Source organism: Ruegeria sp. CDSC002 (genome assembly GCF_059610905.1).
Genome location: NZ_JBXWOM010000001.1, coordinates 502,105 through 527,274, shown reverse-complemented (window position 1 = coordinate 527,274; position 25,170 = coordinate 502,105). Strand labels below are relative to the sequence as shown.

Genomic DNA, 25,170 nt, shown 5'->3' with positions numbered 1-25,170 from the left:
CTTTCCCCTTGTTCGGCAGACCCTCGCCACCCCATGTTGGGAGAAAGAAAATTGGAGGGAAGACCTTGAATAAAATCGCTTTTCTAGCTGCAGTTCTGACGATGTCAATTGCGGGCATGACCCATGCGGAAGAACGTCGCATCACCGTTGACGCGGCGGGAACCGTGCAGGCCGCGCCTGATATGGCGACTATTACTCTGGGCGTGACCAATGAAGACGCGCAGGCCTCGAACGCGATGAAGGCCACTTCGGAATCGGTGTCTCAGGTCCTGAGCCGGTTGCAGGAGCTTGGCATCGAAACGCGTGATGTGCAGACCCGCGACGTGTCTTTGTCGCCGGTCTGGAACAATCGTAACAGCGCAAGCGGCGACCGGCCCGAAATTTCGGGATTTGTCGCCTCGAACCGAGTGGTGGTGCGCGTGCGTGACCTGACACAGCTTGGTACAATCATGGACGCAGTCATCCAGGACGGGGCCAATGACTTTGGCGGGCTAAGCTTTGGTGTACAGGATCCGAAACCGCTGCAAGCGCAGGCGCGCGCAAACGCCGTAGCCGAAGCGACCGCCAAGGCCGAGCAGTTGGCACAGGCGGCTAACGTGACACTCGGACCAGTTCAAGAGATCAGCGAACAGGTCGGTGGCGCGCGCCCCGTGGCCATGATGCGGGAATTCAGCGCTGCGGATGCAGGTGGTGTACCGGTCGCAGGTGGCGAGGTGTCCGTTTCGGTCACCGTCACAATGGAATTCGAAATCTCTGAGTAACCTCAGACGCTTGCGCGGGCCTTCAAAGGTTGCCTTTGTTGGCCGGTCTGGTCAAAGTTGTCCGGCGATAGCCAATCCTCAAAGGCGCTGCGGATGCGGGGCCATTCGCTGTCGAGGATGGAATACCACGCCGTATCCCGGTTGCGACCTTTGTAATGGGTGGCCTGTCGGAAAATACCTTCAAAGGTAAAGCCCAAACGCTCGGCCGCGCGACAGGACGGCGCGTTTAGCGCGTCGCACTTCCATTCGTAACGGCGATAGCCCAACTCATCGAACACGCGCCGCATCATCAGGAACATAGTCTCGGTCGATTGCGGGCTACGCTGCAACAAGGGTGAGAAGTGGATGTGTCCCACCTCGATCGCACCCGCCGCCGGGTCAATCCGCAGGAATGAAGCCATACCCACGGGCGTATCGTTGCTGTCCAGTACCGTGTGGAACATCGGATCGGAATCCATGCAGGTCTCACGGATCCAATCCTCAAACTCGCGCTCGCCGTCGAACGGCCCATAGGGAAGGTACGTCCAGTTGTGGCCATCCGTGTCGTTGGCAAACGCCCGGAATAACCCGGGCGCATGCCTATTCACATCAAGCGGGACAACGGAACAATATCGGCCCTCCATCGGCGTGTAAGGTGGTGTCGGGCGAGGGAAATCGCCCGTTACCGGCAATCCGATGGGTTGGCCCAGATCATTGGTGTTGTGCCCGCTCATGGATTAGGCCGACGCTTTGGCCAGCGCCTGATCAAGATCGGCGATCAGGTCATCTGCGTCTTCGATACCAATGGACACCCGCACAACGCCGGGGCCAGCGCCTGCGGCCTCTTGCTGTTCTGGGGTCAGCTGCCGGTGCGTGGTCGAAGCCGAGTGAATGATTAGCGACCGTGCATCACCCAGGTTGGCCACGTGGCTGAAAATCTCTAGCGCGTTGACCAGTTTGATACAGGCGTCATAACCACCTTTGACCGCGAAGGTGAACAGGGCACCCGCGCCCTTCTTGTAGTGCGCTTTGACCCTGTCACTGTAGGGCGAAGACGGCAGCCCGGCATAAGTGACGTATTCCACGCGGTCATCTGCCTCGAGCCATGCGGCGATCTTTTGAGCGTTTTCGACGTGACGCTCCATCCGCAGGGACAGGGTCTCGATCCCCATCAGCGTGTAATGCGCCGCCTGCGGGTTCATGGTCATGCCCAGATCACGCAGGCCAATGGCGATGCCGTGGAAGGTGAACGCCAGTGGGCCAAACGTCTCATGGAATTTTAGCCCGTGATACGCCTGCTCCGGTTCGCTGAGCGAGGGGAACTTATCATTTGCGGACCAGTCGAACTTGCCCGAATCCACGATGCAGCCGCCGGTGACGGTGCCGTTGCCGGTCAGGTATTTGGTAGTCGAGTGCACCACCAGCGTCGCGCCATGCTCGATCGGGCGGCACAAGTAAGGCGTGGCCGAGGTGTTGTCGACGATCAGCGGAATGCCCGCCGCATCGGACACATCCGCCAGCGCGCGGATGTCAGTGACATAGCCGCCGGGGTTGGCAATGGATTCGCAGAACACCGCACGGGTGTTTTCGTCGATAGCGTCTTTGACGGCGTCCAGATCGTCGGTGTCGACAAACTTGGCGGACCAGCCAAAGCGTTTGATGGTCTGGCTGAACTGAGTGACCGTACCGCCATACAGACGGGTCGAGGCGACTACGTTGCAACCGGGGCCCATTAGCGGGAATAGCGCCATGATCTGTGCCGCGTGGCCTGATGAGCAGCACACGGCACCGACGCCGCCTTCCAGCGTGGCGACACGTTCCTGCAGAACGGCCACGGTGGGGTTGGTCAGGCGGGAATAGATGAAACCAACCTCTTGCAGGTTGAACAGGGCGGCTGCGTGATCCGCATCGCGGAACACATAGGCTGTCGTCTGATAAATCGGTGTCTGACGCGCGCCAGTTGCGGGATCGGGCCGCGCGCCCGCGTGAATTTGAAGCGTATCAAAACCGTAGGTGGGGCCGTCAGACATCTTGGAAATCTCCTGTTGGAAAGTGCGTTGCTGAATCTCTAGGCGATTGGGCGCGCGCAGACAACATTCCTGTCAGCGCATCCAAAGACCATTCTTGCGTATCGTGTTGCGAATAACCTGCTCGCGTTTGGGAAGGTTCTCGCGGTCAAACATGTCCCTGATTTTGTGACCCTTGCGCTGCAGCACCAGCTTCTTGATTGGGTCATACCCCTTGAGGACCTTCTTGACCCGGTTTGGCGCAACCACGGTTTCCAGCACCTCGACAGCGTGATCGCTTTCACGAGCGTAGAGCAAGGGAAACAGGCGGTAATGACAGCTGACCGATCCGTCCAGAAGACCTGCAGGCAGGGCATCGCGACCGCCGCCGAACGAATGGATAACCAGCGGCAGTGCAGCCTGATCCAGCCAGGGGTCAAAATTCTGTCCAGCCATCTCGGGGATCTCGCCGTCGCGGATCGTGCGGGCATAGTCCAGAAAGCGCTTTCCGAAGGTGTGAGGGCAGGAATGAAAGAAATACCCGGCATTGAAGTACAGATAGCGCCGCCAGTAATCCACAGGTTGGCTGGTATCCAGCGACCTGTCGAAATCCAGTCCGAACCTTTGATAAAGCGCCTTCCAGATCCCATCCAGTCCAGGACCATACAAGGTTGGTTTGGGCCAGGTTCCTTCGACCCTTAGCGATGCGCCGGGGCGGTCAAAGTCGAAGGGGACGCTGGTCAGATCGCCGGTGATCAGTGTGTCACTGTCGAAAAACACAAAGGGCTCACCCTCGGGCATGGCCAGCAAAGCTTCGATCTTGTTGCCATAAGGGTAGCTGGCGCCAAATACACTGTTTTCGAACGGCAAGATCTCGGCATCCAACTGACGGAGTGCTTTCAGCAGATCCTCGTCCTGGATGGTAGGGTCCTGCGGCCAGCGTGGACCGGGTTGTGGAACAGCCACGAACAGTCGACCGGAAAAATCAGGGCTGCTGTGCCGCAACGAGGCGGCAAACAAAAGGGCTTCGTATTGCAGACGGTTGTTTTGCCCGATGATAACGATGTTGAATTTCGGGGCGCTGGCCTGCATCCGGTGACTTTCAGTACTTGTGGGTGCCGTGGTCCGGCGCTGCTCGGGTTTCTTGTCGGACGTACAGTATGCAGGCGCGCCCGTCAAAACCAGATGCGATGCGTGCAATTTGAAAAATGTTGGCGCAATCCCATGTTAGGGGCACGTCCCCGTTCAGGAGTGCCCCCATGAGGATCAACGCAGATTTCACCAAACGTGTTGCAGTTCATTTCGACCAGAATGAATGGATCGCGTCCCCCGCCGCCGGTGTCGAACGCAAGATGCTGGATCGCATCGGCGAGGAGGTTGCCCGCGCCACCACAATCGTCCGTTTTGCCCCGGGCAGCGCGTTTTCGGCCCACACCCATGACGGGGGTGAAGAATATCTTGTGCTGGACGGCGTTTTTCAGGACGAAACCGGTGATTTCCCGGTCGGCAGCTATGTGCGAAACCCGCCGACCTCGTCGCACACACCTTCAGCTAAAGAGGGGGCGACGATCTTGGTGAAACTGCATCAGTTTGACCCGGATGATCGGACAGAGGTACGTCGCTCGATCAATGGCCAGGGGAATCCTCAACTGTTCAAAGACGCGCATGAAGATGTCCGCGTGTTCAATCTTGCGGCGGGCGAGGCGTTGGATCTGGATGCGTCGCACGGAATGGAGCTGTTTGTGATCGAAGGCTTGCTGAGGGAATCTGACGAGGATTTCACGACCTGGGACTGGCTGAGGTTGCCTCCGGGCGCGCGATCTACCGCCGTGGCGGGTGCTTCGGGAGCGCGTGTTTGGACGAAAACAGGGCATTTGGCTCAGATGGTCTGATACGTCCGCTGCAAGAAAAACAGGCAGAAACAAAGGAAAACCGGGTCGATTGGTCCGGTTTTTTCATTTTTTGACCATTTGGCAAATTTTACCATTTGATAAAAAATTACTTTGTGGCAAGCTGAGGCCACAACAAACATATCTACAGGGAGTAGAGTGATGGCACAGGGCCAGATTGCCCCCGGCATTGTCTCCGGGCGGCTGTCCAGCGATGAGCTGACCTCGAATTTCACGGATTTGCATTCGCCACTGGCCCCTCATGAGGCCGCCGTGGCAGCGGATCGGTGCTATTTTTGTTACGACGCACCATGCGTCACAGCCTGTCCGACAGACATCGACATTCCGCTGTTCATGCGCCAGATTCAGGCTGGTCAGCCCGAAGCGGCGGGTGAGACCATTTTGGCGCAGAACATTCTGGGCGGCATGTGCGCCCGCGTTTGCCCGACTGAAACGCTGTGCGAAGAAGTCTGCGTGCGCGAAACCGCCGAAGGTTCACCGGTCGAAATCGGTCGTCTTCAGCGCTATGCAACAGACAGTGTGATGGTTGGCGGGATTCATCCGTTCCAACGGGCGGCACCAACCGGCAAAACGGTTGCCGTAATCGGGGCAGGGCCTGCGGGTTTGGCCTGTGCGCACCGGCTGGCCATGTTTGGGCATGACGTGGTGATCCACGAAAGCCGCCCCAAACCGGGTGGGCTGAACGAATACGGGATCGCAGCGTATAAATCGACCAACGATTTTGCTCAGGCCGAAGTCGACTGGCTGCTGAAAATCGGCGGAATCTCGATTGAGACCGGTTCAGTTCTGGGCGAGGGGATCTCGCTGAAGGGGCTAGCCGAGAACTATGATGCAGTGTTTCTGTCTATTGGTCTTGCCGGGGTGAATGCCTTGCGCGCCGACGGGGTGGAAAAAGATGGTGTTCGCTTCGCAGTGGATTTCATTTCGGACGTGCGTCAGGCCTCTGATCTGGTTGATTTGCCCGTGGGTCGCAACGTGGTCGTCATCGGCGGCGGCATGACTGCAGTGGACGCTGCGGTGAAGTCGAAACTGTTGGGTGCCGAACATGTCACCATTGCCTATCGCCGTGGACGCGACGCAATGGGGGCCAGCCGGTACGAACAGGACCTCGCAGCCTCGCACGGCGTCAAGATCATGACCAATGTGCAGCCCGTGGCCATCCATGGAAACGGGGCCGCGGTCGAGATCGAGTTGGAGTATACTGCCAGCCACGATGGGCAACTGACCGGCACCGGGGAAATGATCCGCTTGCCTGCAGATCAGGTACTCAAGGCCATTGGCCAAAAGCTGGACGGCGCGCCGGAAGGGCTGAAGCTCGACGGCAACAAGATTGCTGTGTCTGGTGCCGGGCGTACCTCGATGGCGGGTGTCTGGGCTGGGGGCGACTGTGCGGCGGGAGGCGAAGACCTGACCGTGACCGCAGTGGCCGAGGGCCGTGATGCCGCGATGGACATCCACGCAACGCTCGTTTCGTGATAGGATGGGGCATTCACCCCATCCCATTCGCTGCTGAGGTATTCTCATGTCCCAGATCGAACAAGCTGTTGCGCAACACTATACAACTGGTGCTCTTACGGAACGCATGCGTGAGGCGCTAAAAGCCAGTGGCATTGATCCCAATGCGGCCACGGTTGCCGACCTAAAGGCAGGTGATGAGTTCCACACCGGCGGTGTACTTGCGACGGATAACCTGTTTGCCCAGCTTTCGCCGACCCACGCGACCCGTGTGCTGGATGTCGGGTGCGGCATCGGTGGGACGTCGCGGTACATCGTGGATCGCTATGACTCGACCGTGACCGGGGTCGACCTGACGCCAGAATTCGTTGAAACAGCTACTGCCCTCAGCGATCTGGTCGGGCATTCCAACAAGGCCAGTTTTCACGTCGGAAGTGCTTTGGACATGCCGGTGCCGGATGCAGGGTTTGATCTTGCCGTCATGTTGCATGTGGGCATGAACATCGAAGATAAGGCCGGGCTGTTCGTAGAAGTTTCGCGCGCGCTGGCCACGGGCGGGACATTTGCCCTGTTCGATGTGATGGGCGGGGATGTGGACGAACCGCTGTCCTTCCCGCTGCCATGGTCAACGGTGTCCGAAACCTCGTTTGTACATGCACCGCAGGTCTACAAGGACGCCGCGGGTGCCGCCGGCCTGGAACTGGCCGCCGAGACCGACCGCACAGAGTTCGCGCTTACCTTTTTCGAAGAGGTGTTCGCGCGCATCGCCGAAAGCGGCCCGCCGCCCTTGGGCATCCACCTGATGATGGGCGAGACGGCGCCCGAAAAGTTTCAAAACTACGTCACGAACCTCAAGGCCGGGCGCATTCGTCCGACCGAAATGATATTCAAGAAAACCGGCTGAGCCGGGAAGGGAGAAGCCATGGCCGATCTGACAACAAACTTTCTGGGCATTTCCAGCCCCAATCCTTACTGGCTGGCCTCGGCGCCGCCGACGGACAAGGAATACAACGTGCGCCGCGCTTTCGAGGCCGGATGGGGCGGAGTCGTCTGGAAAACGCTCGGGTCCGAGGGGCCGCCGGTCGTAAACGTAAATGGGCCGCGCTACGGCGCGATCTATGGCGCGGACCGTCGCTTGTTGGGTCTGAACAACATCGAATTGATCACGGACCGACCGCTTGAAGTGAACCTTGAAGAAATGGCGCGGGTCAAGGCCGACTATCCGGACCGCGCGCTGATCGCCTCGATCATGGTGCCGTGCGAGGAAGAAGCCTGGAAGGCCATCCTGCCGCGCGTTGAAGAGACCGGTGCAGACGGGATCGAACTGAACTTTGGCTGCCCGCACGGGATGAGCGAACGCGGAATGGGCGCAGCAGTAGGGCAGGTGCCGGAATATATCGAGATGGTCACCCGCTGGTGTAAGAAATACTATGACCGGCCCGTGATCGTGAAGCTGACGCCAAACATCACCGATGTTCGGAAGCCTGCTGAGGCGGCAAAAAACGGCGGCGCGGATGCAGTGTCACTGATCAACACGATCAATTCAATCACCAGCGTCGATCTGGACACGTTCAGTCCGGAACCGTCGATTGATGGCAAAGGCAGCCACGGCGGGTATTGTGGCCCAGCGGTCAAGCCAATTGCCCTGTCGATGGTGTCCGAGATCGCGCGCGCCGAAGCCACCCATGGCCTGCCGATTTCCGGCATCGGGGGCGTGACCACATGGCGCGATGCGGCAGAGTTCATTTCGCTGGGCTGTGGTAACGTTCAGGTGTGCACGGCTGCTATGACCTACGGCTTTAAGATCATCGACGAACTGACCGCAGGTCTGTCCAAGTGGATGGACGAAAAAGGGTACACAAACGTGTCCGAGATTGTCGGTCGTGCGGTTCCAAACGTGACCGATTGGCAATACCTGAACCTGAACTACGTGGCCAAGGCCAAGATCGATCAGGACGAGTGCATCAAATGCGGTCGCTGCTATGCTGCGTGCGAAGACACCAGCCACCAGGCCATTTCCATGTCCGATGATCGGGTTTTCGAGGTCATGGATGACGAATGCGTCGCCTGTAATCTGTGCGTGGATGTTTGCCCGGTCGACGGCTGCATCTCAATGGTGCCAATGACGGCCGGAGAGGTCGATCCGCGGACCGGTCTGGAAGTTCAGCGTGATTATGCCAACTGGACGACGCATCCAAACAATCCGATGGCCAAAGCTGCCGAGTAACTCGGGTACTGAAAACATGAAGGGGCCCGAAAGCACGGGCCTCTTAACAGATGCAGACCGGCCAATACGGGGCATTCAAAGCCGCGTGACGGCAACTGTTATGCTAGATCAAGTAGGTCGACAGGCTTGGGACATAGCTTAGCAGGATCAAGACGGCGGCCACCGCAATCAGGAACGGCCAAAGTGATTTCAGAATTGCTCCAGGGGTCGTGCCGCTCATGGATGAGGCGATATAGAGGCCAATGCCGACGGGTGGCGTAAGCAGGCCAAGAACAAGGTTCAGGCATACGACAACTCCGAACTGGTAGGGGCTGATGTCGTAGGACCCAGTGGCAATTGGCAACAAAATGGGCGTGATCAGGATGATGGCGGCGATCCCGTCGATCACCATCCCCACCAAAAGAAGCGCGGCATTTACGATCAGCAGAAACATGAACGGATTGGATGTGATCGACGTGATAAGCCCCGCCAGCTGCTGTGGTATTTCTTCGTAAATGATCACCCACCCAAAAACGCTGGCCGCCGCAATCATGAACAGGATCATCGATGCGTTTGCGGCTGTTCGCTTGAACATCTCGCCCAGATGTTGCGGCTTTAGCTCTCCGTAAATGAGCCACCCGACCAGAAATGCGATCAGCGAAGCGATGGCTGCGGATTCTGTCGGCGTAGCGATGCCAAACAGAATACCACCGATGATCGAAACCGGGATCAGCATCGCAGGAAGGGCGGCGATCAGGGCCTGCAGAGCATCGCGGCGGGACATCCAGACGCCCTTTGGGAATTGCTGAACCCAACCGACAAGCGTGATCACCAAAGCAAAGGCTCCTGCCAGCAGCAGGCCGGGTATGATCCCGGCGATGAACATGTCGCCGATGGGAATCTGCGCCAAAACGCCAAAGATAACGAACATCATTGACGGCGGGATGACCGGTGCCAACAGGCCCCCGGCTGCTGTCGTGGCGGCGGCGAAGCCCTTGCTATAACCCTCTTCCTCCATCGGGGGGACCATGGCGCGGGACATCACAGCGATCTGTGCGGTTGCCGAGCCGATGATGGCGGCCATGAACATATTGGCCAGCAGGTTGATATAGGCGAGCCCGCCCCGGAATCCGCCCACGAATACACGCGCCAAAGCGACCAGGCGGCGTGTCATGCCGCCTTCATTCATCAGCTCTCCGGTCAGCATGAACAACGGGATTGCCAGCAGGCCGTAATTTTCCAACCCGCCAAACATTTTCTGCGCGAAACTGTCGTACAGAACTGTGTTCCCGCTTTCCCAGATGTACCAGATTGCGGTGATCGCCAACACGATGGCAACGGGCACCGACAGCAAAAGCGTGGCCAGAAAGACAATCGGGCTCATACCGGTGACCCTTGTTCGGGACGCGTCAGAAGATGCATCGTTGAATGTAGAGTTGCCCCCAAGGCAAACAGCCACATCACGAGCCAAAACAAAAACTTCGGAAGCCCGAGGGTTGAGGTCGGCTCGGCATAGATGAAGTTGAAAGTATTGCCTTGAAAAGCCATGGCATCGAACCCTGTACGAGCGATGTCCAGTGGCAAAAACCACCGCCAGCAGAACCACAGCATCGCGATTGCAAACGCGAAGACAACGATGTCGACTGCTTTTCGGATTATTGCCCGGACATGAGGTGGAGCCAGATCGGCAAGGATCGTGATCGAGACCGAATTGCGGTGGTGCAACGCGGCTGACGCGCCAAGGAATGTCATCCAAACCATGGCATAGATCGCCAATTCATCCACCCAGAACAAGGCGTTACCCGCCGTGCGCGTCACGACATTCAACAAGATCAATAGGGTGACGCAAACGGCCAGTGCTGCGGCACACCATAACTCAACCCACGCCCACGCTGCAGACAGCCGGTATAACATCGCCGATCCCCTATGAAAAAGGGCGCAGGATTGACCTGCGCCCTTTCCTTGAAACGTTCAACTTTATTTGGTTTCTGCCGCAGTCTCGCGCAGCGCGTCAAGGGACGAGGTTTTTTCAGACCAGATGCCGTTCCATTCCTCAATCGCATCGCCAAAGAATGAGGCATCGACTTTCTTGTAGGCCTTGCCGGTTCCCTCTATCTGTTCCAGCCACTTCGCTTCGTTGGCAACATAGGCATCGATGGTGCTGTCGACATGCTTGGCCATCAGTTCACCGATCATCGCGCGGTCTTCTTCGGACAGTCCCGCCCAGACTTTGGCCGAGACCAGCCCGACCATCGGGAACATCATGTGGTCGGATTGAACGATCGTGTCTGCGTGATCATAGTATTTCAGCACCCAGATCAGTTCAGCATCCATATCAATGGCATCGACCTGCCCATTGGCCAGCGCGTCATAGACAGCAGGCAGCGGCATCGGTGTTGGTGCAGCTCCGACCGCGTTGTAGAAATCCAAAATCGGCGTGAACGGCGTGATCCGCAGTTTCAGACCAGACAGGTCCTCTGCCGAAGACACATCGCCCCGGCTGACGATCTGGCGCAGCCCGGCCATACCGTAACCTAAGCCTACAACTCCAACCTGACCAGGCAGGGGTTCCAGCATCGATTTTGCGGTATCCGAACGCAGGATGCGCCCCGCGTGGCCGATATCATCCGCGAGATACGGCGCATAAAACGCACCCAGCTCAGGTGCGCGGTTCGACACTTCGGCCACGGTCATGAAGGCCATGTCCAGCGCGCCAGTCTGTAATTGTTGCAGCATCTCTGCCTCGTTGCCCAACTGACGGGCAGGGAATACAGATACGGTATGGGCACCACCGCTGGCTTCGTTCAGCTCGGCCCCAAAGGACTCGGCCGCCTTGGTCCAGATATGCGGAGGTGGCGTGATCAGGCCCAGACGGAATTCATCTGCATGGGCAGCTAGCGATGTCACAGCAAGCGCTGCAGCCGAAGCGGCAATCTTAGCAAAATGTTTCATGTTCTTCCCTGTTGTTTGTTCATCTCAGAGTGTGACCCAGCCCTCTGGCGGCTCTTTTCCCGGATGCACGGTCTGGCAGTTCGGGCATGTTCTGTCTTCTTCTGATGAATAGAATTTTTCGTAGACCGGCGGCAAGTCCTTGACGATAGACTGCAATTGCATCTCGGCCCGATGAACGCGGGTGCCGCATTCAAAGCAATACCATTCGATCGCGTCCAGCTCGCCTGTTTGCCGTTTGGGTTCGATCACCAATCCGATTGAGCCTTCCTGCGGTCTTTGTGGTGAATGGCGCACATGCGGCGGCAGCAAGAAGATCTCACCTTCGCGGATCGGAACGTCATAGAATTCCTCTCCGTCATACAGCTTCAGCACCATGTCGCCTTCTAGCTGATAGAAGAACTCTTCAACTGGATCGTCGTGATAGTCGGTTCGCTTGTTCGGCCCGCCGACGACGGTGACCATCAGGTCGGCATCCTCCCACACCTGTTGATTGCCGACCGGCGGCTTCAGCAGGTGACGGTGTTCGTCGATCCATTTCTGAAAGTTGAATGCACTTAACTTCGACATGTCCCACTCCCTGTTAGTAGGAGTTTGGCCGGTTTTTTCATAACCGCAAAGAAATTATCCGCATCTAGATATCCGATTTGCTTATATCGATGTGGCTATGGCTTCAGGCCGCATTCCGCGAACCCTTTGCGGATGATCTCTTTTTCCGCCTCGGTCAGTTCCAGCATTGGGGGCCGTACGCGCCCTCCGACCTGTCCCAGCAGCTCTTGCCAGTATTTTCCAAAAGCGGTGGGTTTGCCTGCAGGTTTGGTTCGCTTCATCGCGTCCCGCACCGGGTTCAGGCTGTCAAACACCTTGCGCGCCTCATCTGCTTTGCCGGCAAAAGCCAGCCGCGTGTATTCGTTCATGCGCTGATCATTCTTTGTCTGTAACTGGTAAGGCGGCGACGAACACAGATACAATTTCCAATCCAGTTCCAGAATATTGTCCAGCCATTCATGTTCAGCCGATGTCGAGACATGAATTTTGTCGCCCACCATATGCGTCAGTTTCACATACATCTCACGCGGGACGGAGTATTTGATGGCCACGATGTTAGGCAAATCAGCAATCCGTGCGCATTCTTCAGGCTGCATCAGGTATCCGCTGTCCGGGTGGCTCCACATCGCGATCCCGATATCCAGCTCATCGCAGAACCGTTTGTAGTACTGGTACAAAACCTCTCCACGATCCTGAACAAAGCTTAGAACAGGGGCATGCAAGACGATGTAATCGGCCCCACAATTCTGCGCATGGCGGGCCAGTTCCAGCGCCTTGTCCATGTTCTGATCCGAGACCGAGACAATCACACCGGCTTTGCCCGCGCATTCGTCAACCGCAATCTCAAAGTTGCGCTTGCGCTCATCAAGGCTCATCGAAAAGAACTCGCCCTGCTTGCCTGCCACGAACAGTCCCTGGATATCCAGATCGTCAATCCAGTGGCGAATGTTTGACCGCAGCCCGGCCTCATCCAGTGACAAATCATCGTTGAAGGGGTTCAGGGCTGCGGCCCAGATGCCGGTCATGTTCTCGCGCGCATAGGCTTTGGCGTCGCGCTTGGAGTAGTTCATTTTAACGGGCCTTCCGATTAACGGGAAATTCTGGCGTCGCCATCAAAGCCTGATCACACCACGTGATCCAATGCGAAAGCCGGGAACTGGGTATCTGAAATTAGAATACCCAAAGAATACCAATTTAGAATTCTTTGGCGCTGGTTTAGGTTTGCCACATGAAAATAGGATTGATCGGTAAAGGCGCGATTGCGCAACATGTCATGGGCGCGGTTCAGGCGCGAGGCCATATGGTACATGCGGTTCTGGTGCGACCAGGCAGCATTTCACAAAACCCGAACCTGTTTGTGGGTTCGGTGCCAGAGCTCATCGCAGAGGCGGATCTAGTGATCGAATGCGCCGGCCATCAGGCACTGGCGGCCTATGGTCCTCAGGTTCTGAGGCAGGGTACGGGCATGATCACGGTGTCCGTCGGTGCATTGGCGGATCAAACGATTGCAGACGAGATGGAAAGCGCGGCCAGCGTGGGGCAGGCGAAACTGCACCTGGCCAGCGGCGCAATCGGTGCCCTTGATTGCCTGAGCGCTGCGGCGACCGGCAAATTAGACAAGGTTATCTATGTCGGGCGCAAGCCGCCGCTAGGTTGGAAAGGCTCTGCCGCAGAGGACAGGCTGGATCTTGAGGGGCTGACACAGGTTGAAACGCACTTCACTGGGACCGCCCGAGAGGCGGCGTTGGCCTATCCCAAAAACGCAAATGTTGCGGCAGCCGTAGCCTTGGCTGGGATTGGATTTGATGAGACGCAGGTTAAACTCATCGCTGATCCGTCGATTGCGCAAAACGTTCATGAGGTCGAGGCCGAAGGGGAATTCGGGCAGTTCCATTTCCGGATAAGCGGCAATTCCCTGCCGGACAATCCACGCAGCTCGGCCTTGGCCGCGATGAGTGTGGTGGCCAAGCTCGAGCAGCTTTCAAAGCCAATTGTGATGTGACCATGGTGGGACGTCATTCACGTATCGTCGACCGCGCCCTGACCCGGCTGAAGCTACGCCAACTGCGTTTGCTGGTAGCGGTGGGAGCGCACGGTAACATCCAGAACGCGGCACGCGAGCTGGGCATTTCTCAACCCGCAGCAACCAAGATGATTCAGGATCTGGAACTGGACTTTGAGGTCAAGCTGTTCAGCCGAACCAATCGGGGCGTGACCCCGACTGTTTTCGGAGAAACCCTGATCCGTCATGGCAAGTTGATCTTTGCGCAGGTCTCGAACGCTGCACAGGAACTTGATGACCTGAACGAAGGCAATGCAGGCCGCGTGGTTGTGGGCACTTTGTTGGCGGCCTCAACCAGCCTGCTGCCGGCGGCCATTGAAATCCTTCTGGCCGACCGTCCGAATGTGGCGATCAAGATCAACGAGGGCACGAACGAAGTCCTGATGCCGAGGTTGCTTTCAGGCGAAATCGACATGGTAGTCGGGCGGCTTCCCTCTCATAGGCACCGTGACAAGATCAGGCAGGAAAAGCTGTTTGAAGACCGCATTCTGGCGATTGTCGGCAATCAGCATCCTCTTGCGGGTCGCTCGGATGTTTCCTTCGCTCAGACCAAACCCTTTGGCTGGATCGTCCCGCCGCTGGAAACCACATTGCGGCGTCAGCTGGATCATTTCTTTGTTGGCCAGCAGCAATACGTTCCGCCCGTGACGATCGAATCCGTGTCCTACCTGACCAATCGCGCTCTACTGCAGTCACGCGATCTGATCGGGCTTATGCCGGCCGAGGTCGTGTCGCAGGACATCGCCCACGGCTACCTGTCGCCATTGGATTGGGATGTCCCATTTGGGCAGGGGCCGATTGGTGTCTCATTCCGGGCGGATGATGATCTTTCCCCCGCTGGCCGGGCCTTTAAATCGGCGCTGCATCAGGCGGTGAAACAGAAATGAGGTCAGGTATTCGTCAAATTGATATCAGTATTCACCCAATTCACTTGAAGTAATGCCGGCCATTGCGTGATTTGAAATAGTCAAAGTCGGAGGCACCGGTTTCATGTATCCTGAGCTTAAGCTGTTCATCGCGGGCAAGTGGCGCACAGCCAACCGGGACATACCGGTCGTGAATCCCGCGACAGTGGGCGAAATCGGGCGGCTTCCCTGCGCGTCGAAGCAGGATCTGGATGACGCCCTGGAGGCTGCGGTCCGAGGGTTTCGCGTATGGAGTCGCACCTCACCGCGTGAACGTTCCGACACAATCCTGCGCGCTGCTGCACTGATGCGGCAACGTCAGGAAGAGATTGCCCATACCATCACCATGGAACACGGCAAGCCGCTGAATCAGGCCAGGCTTGAGGTTATCCGAGGGGCAGAGTTCTTTGAATGGGACGCGGGCGAGGCGATGCGGACCTATGGGCGGGTCATCCCTGCGGCTCCGGGTCACAAGTTTTCCGTTCATCACCAGCCTATCGGTGTCGTCGCAGCCTTTTCACCCTGGAATTTCCCGATGAGCCAACCAGCACGCAAAATCGCCGGCGCGCTGGCTTCGGGCTGCTCGATCATCCTGAAGGCGGCAGAAGAAACACCTGCGGGAGCAATACATATTGCAAAAGCCTTTGAAGATGCCGGTCTTCCTGCAGGCGTCCTGAACCTGGTGTTCGGGGAGCCGGCAGAAATCTCAGGCCACCTCATCCCGCAGGATCCGGTCAGGCTCGTGGCTTTCACCGGCTCAACCGCTGTGGGGCGGCATCTGACCACCTTGGCCTCGGAACACATGACATCGGTGCTGATGGAACTTGGTGGCCACGCGCCAGTAATTGTCTGCGAAGACACAGATGTGAAAGCGGCCGGGATCTCAAGCGCAGTCCGAAAGATGCGCAATGCCGGGCAGGTGTGCACATCGCCTACAAGGTTTTTTGCGCATGAGAGCATCTTTGACGATTACGCCACAACTTTCGTTGAACGCGCTGCGGCAACTATTGTCGGAAACGGAATGGACCAAAATGTGGAAATGGGGCCTTTGGCAAATGACCGGCGGGTGCCTGCACTGACCGAATTGGTGGAAGACGCCCGTGAAAAGGGTGCGACGGTTGCCACGGGTGGCGCCAAACATGGCGACAAAGGGTACTTCTTTCAGCCCACCGTCCTGCTGAACGTGCCCGACAACGCCCGGATCATGCAGGAGGAACCTTTTGGTCCGGTGGCTGTGATCAATCCAGTGTCCTCACTGGACGACGCAATCGGCAAAGCGAACTCGGTGCCCTATGGGCTGGCCGGTTACGCGTTCACAAATCGCGCGGACTATATTGATCGATTGATTGACGAGGTCGAGGTTGGAAACCTGTCTATCAACACGCTTGAGGCATCCATGCCTGAGACGCCCTTTGGGGGCGTGAAATCCAGCGGATATGGTCGCGAAGGCGGCACCGAGGGGCTGGACAACTACATGATCGTAAAAAACGTATGGCATTCCGCCGACATCACCTGAGCAAAGGCGCGTCAGATAAAGTCGCGCCGATTACGGCGTCAGAAGTTTCCGGTAGAGCGTGTCGATAAACGGCTCGGCCCCTTCAAACGGGTCTTCGTCGCCCAGAATTGCGCGAACCTGAACGTCGAAATCCGCATAATGTTGTGTCAGCGCCCAGATTGAGAAAATCAGGTGATAGGGGTGCAGGCGCGCGATTTTGCCCTGATCCATCCACCGCGTGAGAATCGCCGTTTTCTCATCCACCAGCGTTTTAAGATCATTGGACAACGACTCGTGAATACGCGGTGCTCCCTGGACCAGTTCGTTCGCAAACAGGCGGCTTTCGCGCGGTAAGTCCCGGCTCATCTGCAGTTTGCGTCGGATATAGGCCAGGATTTCCTCCATCGGATCCCCATCCGCGTCCAGATCATGCAGCGGTGCCAGCCAGATCTCTAACAGACCGGACAGCAAGGCGGTGTGGATCGCCTCTTTCGACGGGAAATAATACAACAGGTTCGGTTTGCTCAGCCCGGCCTCGGTGGCGATTTGATCGACGGTCGCCCCACGGAAACCATGCGCCGAAAACACGTTCAGTGCGGCTTCGAGAATCGCGGCGCGGTTCTTTTTCTGAATTCGGGTCGGGGCGCGGTCTTTGGGCATGTTTCCTGACTGTCTCTTTTTCCGCCAAGCGGGCACCAAATATGCCGAATTTTCCGGCGGCACCATGCAATTTCTTGACTGATGTCGAACCCGTGATAGCGTGAGTTTGACCAGATGGTCAAATCAAGACACCAAAAGCGAGCCAAATCGCAAGCAACAGGGAAGAACAAGATGGCAGCTCCGGCGCAGAACCTCAGGATCAATGGCGACAGACTTTGGGACAGCCTGATGGAGATGGCCAAGATCGGCCCCGGTGTTGCGGGCGGCAACAACCGCCAAACCCTGACGGATGAAGACGCAGAAGGGCGCGCTTTGTTTCAAAAGTGGTGCGAAGACGCCGGTTGCACCATGGGTTTGGATCAGATGGGCAATATGTTTGCCCGTCGCGAAGGGACTGATCCGGAAGCGTTGCCGGTCTATGTCGGCTCGCATCTGGACACCCAACCAACCGGCGGCAAGTATGACGGCGTGTTGGGCGTATTGGGTGGGCTGGAGATTATCCGCACGCTCAACGATTTGGGCATCAAGACCAAACACCCGATCGTTGCGACCAACTGGACCAACGAAGAGGGCACACGTTATGCACCAGCGATGCTTTCCTCAGGGGTGTTCGCCGGGATGCACACGCAAGACTGGGCCTATGACCGCGAGGATGCCGAGGGCAAGACGTTCGGCGATGAGCTAAAGCGCATTGGCTGGCGGGGAGACGAAGAGGTCGGTGCCCGCAAAATGCATGCCTTCTTTGAACTGCACATCGAACAGGGGCCGATCCTTGAGGCCGAGGGCAAGGATATCGGCGTTGTGACGCACGGGCAGGGGCTGAGCTGGACGCAGATCACCGTGACAGGCAAAGATGCACATACTGGATCTACTCCGATGCCGATGCGCAAAAACGCGGGTCTGGCGATGGGGCGTATCCTTGAGAAAGTGGATGAGATCGCGTGGTCTCATGCGCCCCATGCCGTTGGTGCTGTAGGGCATATTGACGTGTTCCCGAATTCTCGCAACGTGATTCCCGGCAAGGCGGTGTTCACGGTCGATTTCCGCTCGCCGGATTTGGCGGTCATCACAGATATGGAAAACCGTTTGCGCGTTGCGGCCGAAGATATCGTGGAAGAGATGGGCCTGCAGATCGAATTCGAGAAAGTTGGTGGGTTTGATCCAGTGAAGTTCGATGACAGCTGTGTCGCGGCTGTACGGGACGCAGCAGAGCGGCTGGGATATTCGCACACCGATATCATCTCAGGGGCGGGGCACGATGCCTGTTGGATCAACCGGGTGGCCCCGACGGCCATGGTCATGTGCCCTTGCGTTGACGGGTTGAGCCACAACGAGGCGGAAGAGATCAGCAAGGATTGGGCCGCAGCCGGGGCGGATGTTCTGTTTCATGCGGTCGTCGAAACGGCCGAGATTGTGGAATAAGGGGCGCTGCCCCCGTCGCCTGATGGGCGACTCCCACGGGATATATTGGCCAGATCAAGCAATCGGCGCAGACCGCGTCAGGGAGATTAGAATGAGCACTGTTATCAAGAACGGAACCGTTGTGACCGCCGACTTGTCTTACAAGGCGGATGTCATGGTCGAAGATGGCGTCATCACAGAGATCGGGATGGATCTGAAGGGTGACAAGGAATTGGACGCCACGGGATGTTACGTCATGCCGGGTGGGATTGATCCGCATACCCATCTGGAGATGCCGTTTATGGGCACTTATTCCAGCGATGATTTCGAAAGCGGTACGCGGGCTGCGCTGGCAGGCGGCACCACCATGGTGGTTGATTTTGCGCTGCCAAACCCCGGGGAAAGCCTTTTGGATGCGTTGAAACGCTGGGACAACAAATCCACCCGTGCGAATTGCGATTACTCGTTCCACATGGCCGTGACCTGGTGGGGCGAGCAGGTGTTCGATGACATCAAAACGGTGATTGAAACGCGGGGGATCAACACGTTCAAGCATTTCATGGCCTACAAGGGCGCTCTGATGGTGAATGATGACGAACTGTTCGCCTCGTTCAAGCGCCTGTCCGAACTGGGCGGTATTGCGATGGTGCATGCCGAGAATGGCGATGTGGTGGCTGAACTCAGTGCTAAGCTGCTGGCCGAGGGGAACAATGGCCCCGAGGCGCACGCCTATTCCCGCCCGCCGCAGGTTGAGGGCGAGGCGACAAACCGCGCCATCATGATAGCTGACATGGCGGGCGTGCCGCTTTATGTGGTGCATACGTCCTGCGAGGATGCGCATGAGGCGATCCGGCGGGCCAAATTGCAGGGCAAGCGGGTCTGGGGCGAACCCCTTATCCAACACCTGACGTTGGATGAGAGCGAGTATTTCAACCAAGATTGGGATCATGCGGCACGTCGGGTTATGAGCCCTCCGTTCCGGAACAAGCAGCATCAGGACAGCTTGTGGAACGGTCTGCAATCGGGATCGTTGAGCGTTGTGGCAACAGACCATTGTGCCTTTACCACCGAACAAAAGCGCTATGGTGTGGGCGACTTTACCAAGATCCCCAATGGCACCGGCGGGCTTGAAGATCGGATGCCGATGCTGTGGACTCATGGGGTAAACACCGGGCGTTTGACGCCGAACGAATTCGTCGCGGTGACTTCATCGAATATCGCCAAGATATTGAATTGTTACCCGAAAAAAGGAGCCGTTCTGGTTGGCGCTGATGCGGATCTGGTGGTTTGGGATCCTGAAAAGTCCAAGACGATCAGTGCCGATGCGCAGCAATCCTCGATCGACTACAATGTATTCGAGGGCAAAGAGGTTAAAGGCCTGCCGCGCTTTACCCTTACTCGTGGGCACGTGGCTGTGCATGATGGGGAAATCCGCACGCAGGAAGGCCACGGCGATTTTGTTGCACGTGAGGCCAATACCACTGTGAACAAAGCGCTAAGCACCTGGAAAGAGCTGACCGCGCCTCGGCCGGTTGAACGGACGGGTATCCCGGCAACGGGTGTATGATGCGTGCGGGCCGCAATTCATGCGGCCCAAAATCAAATCTTTTCAAGGCTATGGAATGAATACTGAAAGCACTACCCAGCCCGTTATCGAGGCAAGGCAGCTGGATCTGACCTTCCAAACCAATGACGGACCAATCCACGCGTTGAAAGACGTGAACCTGACGATCGACAAGGGTGAATTTGTCAGTTTCATCGGTCCCTCAGGCTGCGGGAAAACCACCTTTTTGCGATGTATTGCTGCGCTCGAAACACCAACCGGGGGAACCCTGACGGTCAATGGCATGACCCCGGATGAGGCGCGGCGGAACCGGGCCTATGGCTATGTGTTTCAGGCGGCGGGGCTTTATCCCTGGCGCACCATTGCCAAGAACATCAAGCTGCCGCTGGAGATCATGGGATATTCGCCTGCCGAGCAGGATGAACGTGTGAGAAGCGTTCTGGAACTTGTTGACCTTGAAGGGTTTGGCGGCAAATTTCCGTGGCAACTGTCCGGGGGCATGCAGCAGCGCGCCAGTATTGCGCGGGCGCTGGCATTTGACGCTGATATACTATTGATGGACGAACCCTTTGGGGCGTTGGATGAGATCGTGCGCGATCACTTGAACGAACAGCTTTTGGCGCTTTGGGCGCGCACAGAAAAAACTATCGGATTCGTCACGCACTCGATCCCCGAGGCGGTGTATCTGAGCACCAAGATCGTGGTGATGAGCCCGCGACCGGGGCGGATAACGGATGTGATCGACAGCCCGTTGCCGAAGGAACGTCCATTGGACATCCGCGACACGCCTGAGTTCATCGAAGTGGCTCATCGTGTGCGCGAGGGTCTGCGGGCGGGGCATGCGGACGATGAATGATGGGTTCAAAGCTTTTTGGGCAGTTCTGACCGTTCTCGCGGTGATCGTCGTCTTTTGGTATGCGGCCTGCATTCCAATGAACATCAAAGGTGTTTTGACGGAACAGGAGCGTGCAGGGGCCGAAGTTCAGCCACCTTCGGCTAAAGATCGTCGGGATATGTCCGAATTCGGATTGGTGTTGAATAACAGCTTTGCCATCCCCGCCACGTGGGAGCAGGACCGGCCTCGCCTGCCGGCGCCGCATCAGGTCGCCGTCGAGATGTGGGAGACCACTGTACAGAAAAAAATCACTTCGAAGCGGTCACTTATCTATCATGGCTGGGTCACGCTGAGCGCAACGATGCTGGGCTTTGTGATCGGTACTGGATTGGGCATTCTGCTGGCTGTAGGGATCGTGCACAGCCGAGTCATGGACCTCTCGGTGATGCCATGGGCCATCGTCAGCCAGACGATTCCCATCATCGCTTTGGCGCCAATGATTATCGTGGTGCTGTACTCGGTGGGCATTCAGGGGATCATCCCCAAGGCGGTAATCTCGGCCTATTTGAGTTTCTTCCCTGTGGTTGTCGGTATGGTCAAAGGGCTTCGCAGCCCGGATGCAATGCAACTGGACCTGCTGCGCACTTACAGCGCTAGCCGGTCGCAGGGGTTCTGGAAGCTGCGCTTGCCTGCATCGATGCCATATCTGTTTACGTCCCTGAAGATCGGCATTGCGGCTTCGCTGGTCGGCGCCATCGTTGGTGAATTGCCAACAGGGGCGGTGGCCGGTTTGGGTGCGCGTCTGCTGGCAGGCAGCTACTATGGGCAAACCGTGCAAATCTGGTCGGCCTTGTTTGCAGCGGCCATTCTGGCGGCTTGCCTGGTCGGGTTGCTGGGGCTTGTAGAACGGAAGGTCCTGAAAAGAATGGGGATGGCGCAATGATACTAGTGCTGTTTGCAATCGTCGTTTGGGTCCTGGGTTGGTGGCTGAATAGTCGTCTGGCCAGCGGGCCTTATGCGGACACGCGCATGGTGCGATTTCTGGCTCCGTTCATATTTGGCGTAACGATCATTGTCATTTGGGAGCTGCTGGTCAGAGGGCTAGACGTGTCTTTGGTCATACTGCCGGCGCCATCCGTAATTGCGGTGCGCTTTGCCAATAGCCTGCCGATCCTGTGGGAGGACTTCGTTCAGACCATCATCAAAGGCGCGTTCAGCGGGTACATCATTGGGTGCTTCGCCGCATTCCTGATGGCAATTGCGGTGGATCGCTGGGATTTCCTCCGACTTGGGTTGCTGCCCGTTGGGAACTTTGTCGCAGCGCTGCCAATCGTCGGGACCGCACCCATCCTGGTGATGTGGTTCGGGTTCGACTGGCACTCCAAAGCTGCCGTTGTCGTGGTGATGGTGTTCTTCCCAATGTTGGTCAACACCGTGGCTGGTCTGCGCGAGGCTGCAGCCATGCAGCGCGACCTGATGGAGACCTATGCGGCCACCTATTGGCAGAGCTTCTTGAAGCTGCGATTGCCCGCCGCGATGCCCTTTATCTTCAACGGCTTAAAGATTTCTACCACCCTGGCGTTGATCGGCGCTATCGTGGCAGAGTTCTTTGGCTCGCCCACGCTAGGCATGGGCTTTCGGATATCCACCAGCGTGGGGCAATTATCGCTGGATATGGTCTGGGCCGAGATTGTGGTGGCCGCTTTGGCCGGAACCGCATTTTATGGTCTTGTCGCAATGATCGAAAAGGCGGTGACCTTCTGGCACCCGTCGCAACGTGGATAAAACAATAATTCAACAGACCCCAAAAGGGGCACCAACAGCAACTAGGAGATATGAAGATGAATAAGCTACTCAGCGGGGCGATAGCCGCCTTTAGTCTGGCCGCCAGTTCGGCTTTCGCTGCGGATGAGGTGACATTGCAACTGAAGTGGGTCACGCAGGCTCAGTTCGCGGGCTACTATGTTGCCAAGGACAAGGGGTTCTACGAGGAAGAGGGACTGGACGTCACTATTCTGCCCGGCGGACCAGACATTGCACCGACGCAGGTGATCGCAGGTGGCGGCGCTGACGTGACCGTCGAATGGATGCCCGCCGCGCTGGCCGCACGCGAAAAGGGTTTGCCTTTGGTCAATATCGCGCAGCCGTTCAAAAGCTCGGGTATGATGCTGACCTGCTGGAAAGATGCCGGGATCGAGGCACCCGAAGACCTTAAGAACCGCACGCTGGGCGTTTGGTTTTTTGGCAACGAATTCCCATTCATGAGCTGGATGAGCCAACTGGGTATCGACACGGGTGGCAAAAGCGAAAGCGGTGTGGAAGTTCTGAAGCAAGGCTTCAACGTCGACCCGCTGCTGCAGCGTCAGGCCGATTGCATCAGCACCATGACTTATAACGAATATTGGCAGGTCATCGATTCCGGCGTCAACCCGGATGAGCTGGTGACCTTCAAGTACGAAGATCAGGGTGTCGCGACATTGGAGGACGGCCTGTATGTTCTGGAAGAGAACCTTGGGGACGCAGCGTTTGTCGACAAGATGGAACGCTTCGTTCGCGCCTCGATGAAGGGTTGGAAATACGCCGAAGAACACCCGGATGAGGCAGCCGATATCGTGCTGGAAAACGATGAGACCGGCGCCCAGACCGAAGAGCATCAGAAACGCATGATGGGCGAGATCGCGAAGCTGACCTCAGGTTCGAACGGTTCGCTGGACCCTGCCGATTTTGAGCGTACCGTTGCCACCCTGTTGGCGGGCGGTTCCGATCCTGTGATCACCAAGCAGCCAGACGGCGCTTGGACGCACCAGATCACGGATGCGGCTCTGAACTGATCCGCTTCGCACTGACTGAAAAGGCGCGGTCCCAAACGGGGCCGCGTTTCCTGTTTCTTATGTCGGAAATGTGTCTGTACTTGAGATCGAAATGGCGTAGAATTCTATGAATAACAGCGCATTTCATACGATACTGGCGATAGTCCGAAGAAAATGCAGGGATTTGCATCAGAATTCAATACAGCGTTCACTCTGATCCTGAATGGGGATCCAGAGCTTTGGGCGATTGTGCTGCTTTCCCTGAAAGTTTCCGTTTTTGCCGTCCTGATTTCTGCACTGATTGGCATGCCTGTTGGCGCTGCGCTGGCCGTTGCACGCTTTCCGGGGCGGCGGGTTTTGATCATTCTTATGAACGCGCTGATGGGGTTCCCGCCGGTGGTCGTAGGCTTGCTGGTTTATCTGATGTTGTCGCGATCCGGGCCTTTGGGCGTCCTTGAACTGCTCTACACACCGACCGCGATGATCATTGCGCAGGTTGTTTTGGTGACGCCCATCGTCGCTGCGTTGACGCGGCAGGTGGTCGAGATGCTGGCCGAGGAGTACTCGGAACAGCTCCGATCCTTGGGCGTGTCGCGGCTGGCGTCTGTGCCAGTACTTCTGTGGGATGCGCGTTTGGCGCTGGTCACGGCCTTGCTGGCCGGATTTGGCCGCGCCATTGCCGAGGTTGGGGCGGTCATAATCGTTGGCGGAAACATCAATCACGTGACGCGGGTGATGACGACGACCATCGCGCTGGAAACGTCCAAGGGAAATCTTGCGCTGGCCCTGGCGCTCGGCGCGATCCTGATCGGTATTGCCATAGCGGTGAACGCCATGGTCAGCACGCTTAGCCTGCGGGCTGAGAGAGAAGGGTTGCGCCATGCGTGATCTGGTCTCGGAAATGGCGCGGCGTATCACCGTTAACGGATTGCAGATTGCGCGTAATGGCACCGCATTGCTGGACGTTCCGCACCTGACATTGAGCGGGCCGGGGCCGACCTTAATCCTTGGACCGAACGGCGCGGGCAAAAGCCTGTTGCTGCGGTGCCTGCATGGGTTGATTGCGCCGGACAAAGGGTACGTGGAGCAAGATGGAGTTCCTTTGAATGCTGATCACAAGGCCCGGCAGGCGATGGTGTTTCAGCAACCCGTCTTGCTGCGCCGGTCCGTTGCAGCCAATCTGGATTTTGTCCTGAAACGGCAGGGCCTGCAGCGCGTTGCTCGCAAGACGCGTATTGCTGATTTGCTGGCCCAAGGCGGGCTTGAAGGCAAAGCACGGCAAGCGGCCAGATCGCTGTCGGGAGGTGAGGCGCAGCGGCTGGCCATCCTGCGCGCGCTGGCGCTGGACCCGGATACCTTGTTTCTGGACGAACCGACCAGCGCGCTGGACCCCGGCGCCACTCAGGTGATTGAGCGGATGATCCTGCGCGCATCAGAAGGGGGGGTGCGCATTGTTATGGTGACCCATGACATCGGTCAGGCGCGCCGGCTGGCATCGGATGTCGTCATGATGCAGGGCGGTCATGTGGTTGAACATGGCGATGCGCGTCAGGTATTGGACGATCCCAAAAGTGATGCCTCGCGCAGGTATCTTGCAGGCGGATTGGTGACATAACAAAAAAT

At 57.4% G+C, this 25,170-nt stretch carries 25 protein-coding genes; 16 read left to right on the top strand and 9 right to left on the bottom strand.

Going from position 1 to position 25,170, the window contains the following annotated elements; translation table 11 throughout:
* The first annotated feature begins 65 nt into the window (after positions 1-65).
* Entirely contained in the window at positions 66-761 is a 696-nt protein-coding gene (locus tag AC2FJE_RS02690; protein ID WP_496704364.1) for an SIMPL domain-containing protein, read from the top strand.
* Between the two features lie 2 nt (positions 762-763).
* On the opposite strand, the gene AC2FJE_RS02685 is transcribed toward AC2FJE_RS02690, so the two are convergent.
* The 3 genes from AC2FJE_RS02685 to AC2FJE_RS02675 all read right to left on the bottom strand — a co-directional run bounded on the left by AC2FJE_RS02685 (position 764) and on the right by AC2FJE_RS02675 (position 3,838).
* Positions 764-1,474, bottom strand: coding sequence for a GNAT family N-acetyltransferase (locus tag AC2FJE_RS02685; protein WP_496753681.1), 711 nt, complete (start codon positions 1,472-1,474; stop codon positions 764-766).
* 3 nt (positions 1,475-1,477) lie between these two features.
* Entirely contained in the window at positions 1,478-2,770 is a 1,293-nt protein-coding gene (locus AC2FJE_RS02680; RefSeq protein WP_282150981.1) for an O-acetylhomoserine aminocarboxypropyltransferase/cysteine synthase family protein, read from the bottom strand.
* Positions 2,771-2,842: 72 nt separating this feature from the next.
* The gene (locus tag AC2FJE_RS02675; RefSeq protein WP_496754754.1) at positions 2,843-3,838 is read right to left on the bottom strand and encodes a GT-B fold glycosyltransferase domain-containing protein; all 996 of its coding nucleotides are present in this window, start codon (positions 3,836-3,838) and stop codon (positions 2,843-2,845) included.
* A gap of 167 nt (positions 3,839-4,005) precedes the next feature.
* On the opposite strand from AC2FJE_RS02675, the gene AC2FJE_RS02670 reads away from it, so the two are divergent.
* The 4 genes from AC2FJE_RS02670 to preA all read left to right on the top strand — a co-directional run bounded on the left by AC2FJE_RS02670 (position 4,006) and on the right by preA (position 8,338).
* A complete protein-coding gene (locus AC2FJE_RS02670) occupies positions 4,006-4,638 on the top strand; it encodes a cupin domain-containing protein (protein WP_496753683.1) in 633 nt (210 codons plus the stop codon).
* 159 nt (positions 4,639-4,797) lie between these two features.
* Positions 4,798-6,132: an NAD(P)-dependent oxidoreductase gene (locus AC2FJE_RS02665; RefSeq protein WP_496760603.1), complete on the top strand. Its 1,335-nt coding sequence runs from the start codon at positions 4,798-4,800 to the stop codon at positions 6,130-6,132.
* Positions 6,133-6,178: 46 nt separating this feature from the next.
* The gene (locus AC2FJE_RS02660) at positions 6,179-7,015 is read left to right on the top strand and encodes a methyltransferase domain-containing protein (RefSeq protein ID WP_496760601.1); all 837 of its coding nucleotides are present in this window, start codon (positions 6,179-6,181) and stop codon (positions 7,013-7,015) included.
* Between the two features lie 18 nt (positions 7,016-7,033).
* The gene (gene preA / locus AC2FJE_RS02655) at positions 7,034-8,338 is read left to right on the top strand and encodes an NAD-dependent dihydropyrimidine dehydrogenase subunit PreA (protein ID WP_058277679.1); all 1,305 of its coding nucleotides are present in this window, start codon (positions 7,034-7,036) and stop codon (positions 8,336-8,338) included.
* A gap of 103 nt (positions 8,339-8,441) precedes the next feature.
* Here preA and AC2FJE_RS02650 read toward each other — a convergent pair whose 3' ends face one another.
* The 5 genes from AC2FJE_RS02650 to AC2FJE_RS02630 all read right to left on the bottom strand — a co-directional run bounded on the left by AC2FJE_RS02650 (position 8,442) and on the right by AC2FJE_RS02630 (position 12,885).
* Entirely contained in the window at positions 8,442-9,701 is a 1,260-nt protein-coding gene (locus AC2FJE_RS02650) for a TRAP transporter large permease (RefSeq protein WP_496760599.1), read from the bottom strand.
* Positions 9,698-10,231: a TRAP transporter small permease gene (locus AC2FJE_RS02645; RefSeq protein ID WP_496760597.1), complete on the bottom strand. Its 534-nt coding sequence runs from the start codon at positions 10,229-10,231 to the stop codon at positions 9,698-9,700. Before AC2FJE_RS02645 ends, AC2FJE_RS02650 begins: the two co-directional genes overlap by 4 nt.
* A 63-nt stretch (positions 10,232-10,294) precedes the next feature.
* A complete protein-coding gene (locus tag AC2FJE_RS02640; protein WP_058273853.1) occupies positions 10,295-11,269 on the bottom strand; it encodes a TRAP transporter substrate-binding protein in 975 nt (324 codons plus the stop codon).
* A gap of 24 nt (positions 11,270-11,293) precedes the next feature.
* Complete coding sequence (locus AC2FJE_RS02635) at positions 11,294-11,836, bottom strand: 3-hydroxyanthranilate 3,4-dioxygenase (RefSeq protein ID WP_058273852.1); 543 nt, start codon at positions 11,834-11,836, stop codon at positions 11,294-11,296.
* A gap of 95 nt (positions 11,837-11,931) precedes the next feature.
* On the bottom strand, positions 11,932-12,885 hold the full coding sequence (locus AC2FJE_RS02630; protein ID WP_496760595.1) for a dihydrodipicolinate synthase family protein: 954 nt from the start codon (positions 12,883-12,885) through the stop codon (positions 11,932-11,934).
* A gap of 158 nt (positions 12,886-13,043) precedes the next feature.
* Between AC2FJE_RS02630 and AC2FJE_RS02625 the strand changes: the two genes are divergently transcribed.
* From AC2FJE_RS02625 to AC2FJE_RS02615, 3 genes are all read left to right on the top strand, one after another.
* A complete protein-coding gene (locus AC2FJE_RS02625) occupies positions 13,044-13,817 on the top strand; it encodes an aspartate dehydrogenase (protein WP_496760593.1) in 774 nt (257 codons plus the stop codon).
* A 2-nt stretch (positions 13,818-13,819) separates the two neighbouring features.
* The gene (locus AC2FJE_RS02620) at positions 13,820-14,764 is read left to right on the top strand and encodes a LysR substrate-binding domain-containing protein (protein ID WP_496753699.1); all 945 of its coding nucleotides are present in this window, start codon (positions 13,820-13,822) and stop codon (positions 14,762-14,764) included.
* Between the two features lie 103 nt (positions 14,765-14,867).
* Positions 14,868-16,298 (top strand): NAD-dependent succinate-semialdehyde dehydrogenase, encoded by a 1,431-nt coding sequence (locus tag AC2FJE_RS02615; protein WP_496753702.1) that lies wholly within the window; start codon positions 14,868-14,870, stop codon positions 16,296-16,298.
* 30 nt (positions 16,299-16,328) lie between these two features.
* Here the strand turns inward: AC2FJE_RS02615 and AC2FJE_RS02610 are convergent, their stop codons facing one another.
* The gene (locus tag AC2FJE_RS02610; protein WP_496753705.1) at positions 16,329-16,937 is read right to left on the bottom strand and encodes a TetR family transcriptional regulator C-terminal domain-containing protein; all 609 of its coding nucleotides are present in this window, start codon (positions 16,935-16,937) and stop codon (positions 16,329-16,331) included.
* Positions 16,938-17,108: 171 nt separating this feature from the next.
* Between AC2FJE_RS02610 and AC2FJE_RS02605 the strand changes: the two genes are divergently transcribed.
* The 8 genes from AC2FJE_RS02605 to AC2FJE_RS02570 all read left to right on the top strand — a co-directional run bounded on the left by AC2FJE_RS02605 (position 17,109) and on the right by AC2FJE_RS02570 (position 25,162).
* Positions 17,109-18,359 (top strand): Zn-dependent hydrolase, encoded by a 1,251-nt coding sequence (locus tag AC2FJE_RS02605; protein ID WP_496695131.1) that lies wholly within the window; start codon positions 17,109-17,111, stop codon positions 18,357-18,359.
* A gap of 91 nt (positions 18,360-18,450) precedes the next feature.
* Positions 18,451-19,905, top strand: coding sequence for a dihydropyrimidinase (gene hydA / locus AC2FJE_RS02600; RefSeq protein ID WP_496760591.1), 1,455 nt, complete (start codon positions 18,451-18,453; stop codon positions 19,903-19,905).
* A gap of 55 nt (positions 19,906-19,960) precedes the next feature.
* Positions 19,961-20,758, top strand: a complete 798-nt coding sequence (locus AC2FJE_RS02595) for an ABC transporter ATP-binding protein (protein WP_496695133.1) — start codon at positions 19,961-19,963, stop codon at positions 20,756-20,758.
* Complete coding sequence (locus tag AC2FJE_RS02590) at positions 20,751-21,680, top strand: ABC transporter permease (RefSeq protein WP_058277687.1); 930 nt, start codon at positions 20,751-20,753, stop codon at positions 21,678-21,680. The genes AC2FJE_RS02595 and AC2FJE_RS02590 overlap by 8 nt, the downstream gene beginning before the upstream one ends.
* Complete coding sequence (locus AC2FJE_RS02585; RefSeq protein ID WP_496760589.1) at positions 21,677-22,522, top strand: ABC transporter permease; 846 nt, start codon at positions 21,677-21,679, stop codon at positions 22,520-22,522. Before AC2FJE_RS02590 ends, AC2FJE_RS02585 begins: the two co-directional genes overlap by 4 nt.
* Positions 22,523-22,578: 56 nt before the next feature.
* Positions 22,579-23,568, top strand: a complete 990-nt coding sequence (locus tag AC2FJE_RS02580; RefSeq protein WP_108859098.1) for an ABC transporter substrate-binding protein — start codon at positions 22,579-22,581, stop codon at positions 23,566-23,568.
* 153 nt (positions 23,569-23,721) lie between these two features.
* Positions 23,722-24,435 carry an ABC transporter permease gene (locus AC2FJE_RS02575; protein ID WP_058277689.1) on the top strand — a complete coding sequence of 238 codons (714 nt, stop codon included), beginning with the start codon at positions 23,722-23,724 and terminating at the stop codon, positions 24,433-24,435.
* Complete coding sequence (locus tag AC2FJE_RS02570; protein WP_282168499.1) at positions 24,428-25,162, top strand: ATP-binding cassette domain-containing protein; 735 nt, start codon at positions 24,428-24,430, stop codon at positions 25,160-25,162. The genes AC2FJE_RS02575 and AC2FJE_RS02570 overlap by 8 nt, the downstream gene beginning before the upstream one ends.
* Positions 25,163-25,170: the final 8 nt, after the last annotated feature.

Excerpts from the sequence above, each read along its gene's own strand:
- AC2FJE_RS02635 (WP_058273852.1), bottom strand. The coding sequence starts at position 11,836 with ATGTCGAAGTTAAGTGCATTCAACTTTCAGAAATGGATCGACGAACAC.
- AC2FJE_RS02640 (WP_058273853.1), bottom strand. The coding sequence starts at position 11,269 with ATGAAACATTTTGCTAAGATTGCCGCTTCGGCTGCAGCGCTTGCTGTG.
- hydA (WP_496760591.1), top strand. The coding sequence starts at position 18,451 with ATGAGCACTGTTATCAAGAACGGAACCGTTGTGACCGCCGACTTGTCT.
- preA (WP_058277679.1), top strand. The coding sequence starts at position 7,034 with ATGGCCGATCTGACAACAAACTTTCTGGGCATTTCCAGCCCCAATCCT.
- AC2FJE_RS02595 (WP_496695133.1), top strand. The coding sequence starts at position 19,961 with ATGAATACTGAAAGCACTACCCAGCCCGTTATCGAGGCAAGGCAGCTG.
- AC2FJE_RS02650 (WP_496760599.1), bottom strand. The coding sequence starts at position 9,701 with ATGAGCCCGATTGTCTTTCTGGCCACGCTTTTGCTGTCGGTGCCCGTT.
- AC2FJE_RS02625 (WP_496760593.1), top strand. The coding sequence starts at position 13,044 with ATGAAAATAGGATTGATCGGTAAAGGCGCGATTGCGCAACATGTCATG.
- AC2FJE_RS02680 (WP_282150981.1), bottom strand. The coding sequence starts at position 2,770 with ATGTCTGACGGCCCCACCTACGGTTTTGATACGCTTCAAATTCACGCG.
- AC2FJE_RS02630 (WP_496760595.1), bottom strand. The coding sequence starts at position 12,885 with ATGAACTACTCCAAGCGCGACGCCAAAGCCTATGCGCGCGAGAACATG.
- AC2FJE_RS02580 (WP_108859098.1), top strand. The coding sequence starts at position 22,579 with ATGAATAAGCTACTCAGCGGGGCGATAGCCGCCTTTAGTCTGGCCGCC.
- AC2FJE_RS02620 (WP_496753699.1), top strand. The coding sequence starts at position 13,820 with ATGGTGGGACGTCATTCACGTATCGTCGACCGCGCCCTGACCCGGCTG.
- AC2FJE_RS02660 (WP_496760601.1), top strand. The coding sequence starts at position 6,179 with ATGTCCCAGATCGAACAAGCTGTTGCGCAACACTATACAACTGGTGCT.
- AC2FJE_RS02610 (WP_496753705.1), bottom strand. The coding sequence starts at position 16,937 with ATGCCCAAAGACCGCGCCCCGACCCGAATTCAGAAAAAGAACCGCGCC.
- AC2FJE_RS02575 (WP_058277689.1), top strand. The coding sequence starts at position 23,722 with ATGCAGGGATTTGCATCAGAATTCAATACAGCGTTCACTCTGATCCTG.
- AC2FJE_RS02665 (WP_496760603.1), top strand. The coding sequence starts at position 4,798 with ATGGCACAGGGCCAGATTGCCCCCGGCATTGTCTCCGGGCGGCTGTCC.
- AC2FJE_RS02645 (WP_496760597.1), bottom strand. The coding sequence starts at position 10,231 with ATGTTATACCGGCTGTCTGCAGCGTGGGCGTGGGTTGAGTTATGGTGT.
- AC2FJE_RS02570 (WP_282168499.1), top strand. The coding sequence starts at position 24,428 with ATGCGTGATCTGGTCTCGGAAATGGCGCGGCGTATCACCGTTAACGGA.
- AC2FJE_RS02675 (WP_496754754.1), bottom strand. The coding sequence starts at position 3,838 with ATGCAGGCCAGCGCCCCGAAATTCAACATCGTTATCATCGGGCAAAAC.
- AC2FJE_RS02670 (WP_496753683.1), top strand. The coding sequence starts at position 4,006 with ATGAGGATCAACGCAGATTTCACCAAACGTGTTGCAGTTCATTTCGAC.
- AC2FJE_RS02615 (WP_496753702.1), top strand. The coding sequence starts at position 14,868 with ATGTATCCTGAGCTTAAGCTGTTCATCGCGGGCAAGTGGCGCACAGCC.
- AC2FJE_RS02685 (WP_496753681.1), bottom strand. The coding sequence starts at position 1,474 with ATGAGCGGGCACAACACCAATGATCTGGGCCAACCCATCGGATTGCCG.
- AC2FJE_RS02585 (WP_496760589.1), top strand. The coding sequence starts at position 21,677 with ATGATACTAGTGCTGTTTGCAATCGTCGTTTGGGTCCTGGGTTGGTGG.
- AC2FJE_RS02590 (WP_058277687.1), top strand. The coding sequence starts at position 20,751 with ATGAATGATGGGTTCAAAGCTTTTTGGGCAGTTCTGACCGTTCTCGCG.
- AC2FJE_RS02605 (WP_496695131.1), top strand. The coding sequence starts at position 17,109 with ATGGCAGCTCCGGCGCAGAACCTCAGGATCAATGGCGACAGACTTTGG.